We start from the raw sequence: 6,287 nt of genomic DNA, 5'->3' as shown, positions 1-6,287 counted from the left end.
CAACCACCCCCATCCACTGGCCCACCATCCTCAACACCCCCACCCACCACCTCGACCTCCCCACCTACCCCTTCCAACACCAGCACTACTGGCTGGACGACCTGCCATCCGTCGGTGACGTCTCGTCGGCCGGCCTCGGCTCCGTCGAGCACCCGATGCTGGGCGCCGTCACGGTGCTCGCCAACTCCGAGGGCTACCTCTTCACCGGCCGGCTGTCGCTCGCGACCCACCCCTGGCTCGCCGACCACGCCGTCCAGGGCGATGTGCTGGTCCCCGGCACGGCCTTCGTCGAGCTGGCGCTGCGCGCCGGCGAGCAGGCCGGATGCGACGAACTGGCCGAACTCACCCTCCACACCCCGTTGGTGCTGCCCGAGTCCGGCGCCGTGCGGATCCAGCTCGCACTCTCCGCGGCCGACGACTCCACCCGACGCACCCTCACCGTCCACTCCCGCCCGGAATCCGCCGAGGACGACGACGCCTGGACCCTGCACGCCAGCGGGTTCCTGGGTACGGGCACCGCCGCCGAGCCCCTGCCGCTGCCCACCTGGCCGCCGGCCGAGGCCGCCGCCGTTCCGGTCGACACGCTGTACGAGGAGTTCGCCCGCGCCGGCTTCGGCTACGGCCCCGTCTTCCAGGGCCTGCGCGCCGCCTGGCGGGTCGGCGAGGACGTGTACGCGGAGGTCGCCCTGCCGGAGGAGAAGCACGCCGAGGCCGCCCGCTTCGCCCTCCACCCCGCCCTGCTCGACGCCGCGCTGCATTCCTGCGCCCTGCTCTCCGACGAGGGCGGCCGGCCGCAGTTGCCGTTCGCCTGGTCGGGCGTCTCGCTGCACGCCACCGGCGCCACCGCCCTCCGGGTCCGGATGACCCGGCACGGCGCCACCGACTTCTCCTTCACGGTCGCGGACACCACCGGGCAGCCCGTGGCCACCGTCGACCGCCTCACCCTGCGCGAACTTCCCGCCGCCGCGTCCGGCAGCGCCTGGGCCAGTGCCCTGCACCGGCTGACCTGGCCGGCCGTGCCCCTGCCCGCACCCGCCCCGGCCGCCCCGGAGCCGCAGGTGCTGAGGGTCGGGGGCGACAGCCCCGGGGACGCCGTCACCGCCGTCCTGGCCCGCCTCCACGAGCTGCCGCAGGACGCCTCCGTGGTCTTCGTGACCCGCGACGCCGTCGCCGTGGACACCGAACGACCGGTGGACCTGGCCCAGGCGGCCGCCTGGGGCCTGCTGCGTTCCGCCCAGACCGAGAGCCCCGGCCGGATCAGGCTCGTCGACCTGGACGGGCTGGACGCCTCGGAGCAGGCGCTCGCCGCCGCCCTGCAACTGGACGAGCCGTGCCTGGCACTGCGCGACGGCGTTCCGCACGTCGCGCGGCTGGCCCGGGCCGCGGCGCCGACCGCCGCCCCGGTGCCCGGGATCGACCCCGCGAGCACCGTGCTGATCACCGGTGCCACGGGAGCCCTGGGCGCGCTGGTCGCGCGTCACCTGGTCGCCGAACGGGGCGTCCGACAGCTCCTGCTGCTCAGCCGGCAGGGCGGCGGCGCCGCCGGTGCGGACGAGCTGGCCGCCGAGCTGACCGGGCTGGGCGCCACCGTCCGGTTCGCCGCCTGCGACGTCGCCGACCGCGACGCCCTGGCCGCCGAGCTGGCACAGGTCCCGGCCGAGCACCCGCTGACCGCCGTCGTGCACGCGGCGGGCGTCCTGGACGACGGCGTGATCGCCTCGCTGACGCCCGAGCGGGTGGACCGGGTGCTGCGCCCCAAGGTGGACGGCGCGCTCAACCTGCACGAGCTGACCCTCGACCACGGGCTGTCGGCCTTCGTGCTCTTCTCCTCCGCCGCCGGCGTGCTCGGCAGCGCCGGTCAGGCGAGCTACGCGGCCGCCAACACCGTGCTGGACGCCCTGGCGCACAACCGCCACGCGGCCGGCCTCCCCGCGGTCTCCCTCGCGTGGGGCCTGTGGGCCGAGCACAGCGCCATGACGGCGGAGCTGGACGAGGTGGACCAGGCCCGGATGGAGCGGGCGGGCATCCTCCCGCTCGCCACCGAGGACGGTCTCGCGGTGCTGGACGCCGCGTTCACCGCCGAGCGCCCGCAACTGGTCCCGATCCGCCTGGAGCCGACGGTGTTCCGCGCCCAGGCTGCGGCCGGCACCCTGCCGCAGCTGCTGCGCGGCCTGTTCCGAGGTCCGGCCCGCCGCGTCCGGGCGACCTCCCGCGCCACCGACCCGGCGCTGCGCCAGCGGCTGCTGGCCCTGCCGCAGGACGGCCGCGCCGAGGCGCTGCTGGACCTGGTGCGCACCCAGGTGGCCACCGTGCTCGGCTTCGTCTCCCCGCAGGGGCTGGATCCCAGGCGGGCGTTCTCCCAGCTCGGTTTCGACTCCCTCACCGCTGTCGAGCTGCGCAACGGTCTCTCCACCGGCACCGGACTGCAACTCCCGGCGACCCTGGTCTTCGACTACCCGACCCCGGTGCTGCTCGCCGAGTACCTGCTGGCCGAGTTGCTGGACGACCACTCCCCCGACACCGTCGGCGCGGTCGCGCCGGCGAGCGACGAGGCGATCGCGATCGTCGCCATGGCGTGCCGCTACCCGGGCGGGGTCGCCTCGCCGGAGGACCTCTGGCGGCTGGTCGCCGACGACCGGGACGCGATCACCGCGTTCCCGACGGACCGCGGCTGGGACCTCGGTCCGGACAACGGCGCGTTCACCCGGGCCGGCGGCTTCGTGCACGACATCGCCGGCTTCGACCCGGACTTCTTCGGCATCTCACCGCGCGAGGCGCTGACCATGGACCCGCAGCAGCGACTGCTGCTGGAGGTGGCCTGGGAGGCGTTCGAGCGGGCGGGTATCGATCCGGAGTCGCTCCGGGGCAGCCGGACCGGCGTCTTCGCCGGGGTCATGTCCCACGACTACGCCTCGTTGCTCGCCGACATCCCGGACGACCTGATCGGGTTCGCCGGCACCGGCACCGCCGTCAGCGTGCTCTCCGGCCGGGTGGCCTACGCACTGGGCCTGGAGGGCCCGGCGATCAGCATCGACACCGCCTGCTCCTCGTCGCTGGTGGCCCTGCACCTGGCGGCCCAGGCGCTGCGCTCCGGCGAGTGCTCGCTCGCGCTGGCCGGCGGCGTCACGGCCATGGTGAGCCCGGCCGCCTTCATGGAGTTCGCCCAGCAGGGCGGCCTGGCCGGGGACGGTCGCTGCAAGTCCTTCGCGGAGGCGGCCGACGGCACCGGCTGGGGCGAGGGCGTCGGCCTGCTGGTGCTGGAGCGGCTCTCCGACGCCGAGCGCAACGGGCACGACGTGCTGGCAGTGGTGCGCGGCAGCGCGATCAACCAGGACGGCGCGTCCAACGGCCTCACCGCCCCCAACGGCCCCTCGCAGCAGCGGGTGATCCGCCAGGCGCTGGCCGCCGGCGGGCTCTCCACGGCCGAGGTGGACGTGGTGGAGGCGCACGGCACCGGCACCGCCCTGGGCGACCCGATCGAGGCCCAGGCCCTGCTGGCCACCTACGGCCAGGACCGCGAGCACCCCCTGCTGCTGGGCTCGATCAAGTCCAACATCGGCCACACCCAGGCCGCCGCCGGCGTCGCCGGAATCATCAAGATGGTGCAGGCGATGCGCCACGGAGTCGTGCCGCGTACCCTGCACGTCGACCAGCCGTCCTCGCACGTCGACTGGTCGGCCGGCTCGGTGGAACTGCTGACCGAGCAGACGCCGTGGCCGCAGACCGGACGACCGCGCCGATCCGCGGTCTCCTCGTTCGGGATCAGCGGCACCAACGCCCACGTGGTGCTCGAACAGGCCGCCGAAGTACGTACGGTGACCACACGTCAGGACAGGGCGCCCGGCCTCGTCCCGCTGGTGGTCTCCGGCAAGTCCGAGACCGCGGTGCGGGAGCAGGCGGGTCGGCTGCTGGACCGCCTGGCGGCCGACGCCGAGGTGCGGCCGGTCGACGCCGCCCTGACGCTGACCACCGGCCGCTCGCTCTTCCCGCACCGCGCCGTGGTGCTGGCCGAGGACCGGGACGCCGCAATGAGCGGCCTGGCCGCGCTGGCCGCCGGAGAGGCCACGACGGGCGGTGCGGTCCGGGGCCTGGCCCACGACTCGGCCACAGCCTTCCTCTTCTCCGGCCAGGGGTCGCAGCGGCTCGGCATGGGACGCGGGCTGTACGAGCGGTTCGAGGCCTTCGCGACGGCCTTCGACGCCGTCTGCGCCGAACTGGGCGACGGCCTCCGCGAGGTGGTCTGGGGCGACGACGCCGAGCAGCTCAACCGCACCGAATGGGCCCAACCCGCCCTGTTCGCCGTCGAAGTGGCACTCTTCCGCCTCCTGGAATCCTGGGGCGTACGGCCCGACTACCTGGCCGGACACTCCATCGGCGAAGTCGCAGCAGCACACGCGGCAGGCGTCCTCACCCTCACCGACGCCTGCACCCTGGTCACGGCACGCGCCCGACTCATGCAAGCCCTGCCCGAAGGCGGAGCGATGGCCGCCCTCCAGGCCACCGAGGACGAAGTCCTCGCACAACTCCACGGCCCCGTCTCGATCGCCGCCGTCAACGGCCCCGACGCCGTCGTCGTCTCCGGCGAACACACCGCGGTCCAGGAGACCACCGCACACTTCGCCGGCCTCGGACGCAAGACCACCCGCCTGCGCGTCTCCCACGCCTTCCACTCCCCCCTGATGGACCCGATCCTCGACGAGTTCCGCACCACGGTCGAACACCTCGACTACGGCACACCCCGCATCCCCCTCGTCTCCAACCTCACCGGCGCACTCGCCACCGACGAACAACTCCGCTCACCCGACTACTGGACACGCCACATCCGGGAAGCCGTCCGATTCGCCGACGGGGTCGCCTCCCTGCACCGCGAGGGCGTGAGCCGCATGCTCGAACTCGGGCCGGACGGGGCACTGTGCGGACTGGCCGCCGAGTCGGCGGACGGGGCACTGTGCGTACCCGCGCTGCGCACCGGCCGCGACGAGGAGGCCACCCTGCTGCGGGCGCTGGCCGGGTTGCACGCGGACGGCGCTCCGGTGGACTGGCCGTCCCTCTTCGAGGGCACCGGTGCCACCCGGGTCGACCTGCCGACCTACGCCTTCCAGCGCCGCCGCTACTGGCCCGCGCCCACCGCCTCGCGCACCGGGGAGGTGCGGTACGCCGGTCTTCGCGCGGCCCGGCACCCGGTGCTGGGCGCGGTGGTCGAGCTCGCGGAGGGCGACGGGGTCCTGCTCACCGGGCGGCTGTCGCTGGAGTCGCACCCCTGGCTGGCCGACCACCAGGTGCACGACACCGTGCTGGTCCCCGGCACCGGCCTGCTGGAGCTGGCGATCCGCGCCGCGGACGAGGCCGGCTGCGGGTCGGTCGAGGAACTGACGCTGGTCGCGCCGTTGATCCTCCCGAGCGAGGGCGCACTGCGCCTGCAGGTGCGGGTCGGCGCCCCGGACGGATCGGGACGGGCCCCGCTGGGCATCCACTCCCGGCCGGAGGGACTGGAGGACTCGCCCTGGGTGGAGCACGCCTCCGGTCTGCTGGCACAGGACCCCGGAGACGGTCCGGTGCCCTTCGACACCTCGCTCTGGCCGCCGGCGGGCGCGGTCGAGGTGCCGGTCGACGGCGCCTACGAGCAGATCGCCGAGCTCGGATTCGGCTACGGCCCGGTGTTCCAGGGGCTCCGGGCGCTGTGGCGGCGCGGTGACGAACTGTACGCCGACGTCGTGCTGCCGGAGCAGGCGGTGGAGGACGCCAGGCGCTTCGCCGTCCACCCGGCTCTGCTCGACGCCGCGCTGCACCCCGGGATCGTCGAGGGCGACGGCGACGGGGCGGGCATCCCGTTCGTCTGGAGCGGAGTGTCGCTGCACACCGCAGGCGCCTCCGCGGTTCGGGTGCGGCTGACCCGGGCCGAGGGCGACGGGCTGGCGCTCTCACTGGCAGACCCGCTCGGGCGCCCCGTGCTGTCGGTACGGTCGATGGTCGGCCGTCCGGTCTCGCCGGAGCAGTTGGCGGCCGGCGGCCCCGCCGAGGGAGCCCTCTACGAAATCACCTGGTCCCCGACACGCCCCACCTCGAACACCCCACCCACCTGGACACGCTGGGAAGACCTCACCGACACCGACCCCGTCCCCGAAGCCGTCCTCCTGGACTGCGGCACCACCGAAACCACCGACGACATCCCCACCGCCATCCGCACCACCACCACCCACGTCCTCAACACCCTCCAGACCTGGCTCACCGACGAACGCTTCACCACCTCACGCCTACTCATCGCCACCCGCGGCGCCGTCGCCACC

General features: G+C 74.4%; 1 protein-coding gene. It reads left to right on the top strand.

Annotated features, from left to right (window positions below; all coding sequences use genetic code 11):
* A partial coding sequence (locus ACFU74_RS35160; RefSeq protein WP_380764206.1) for an SDR family NAD(P)-dependent oxidoreductase occupies window positions 1-6,287 on the top strand: 6,287 nt, incomplete at both ends.

The sequence above is a fragment of the Kitasatospora sp. NPDC057500 genome (assembly GCF_042802195.1).
Classification (GTDB): Bacteria; Actinomycetota; Actinomycetes; order Streptomycetales; family Streptomycetaceae; genus Kitasatospora.
The sequence above is the reverse complement of the archived record's forward strand: the minus strand, read 5'-3'. Positions and strand labels throughout refer to the sequence as shown.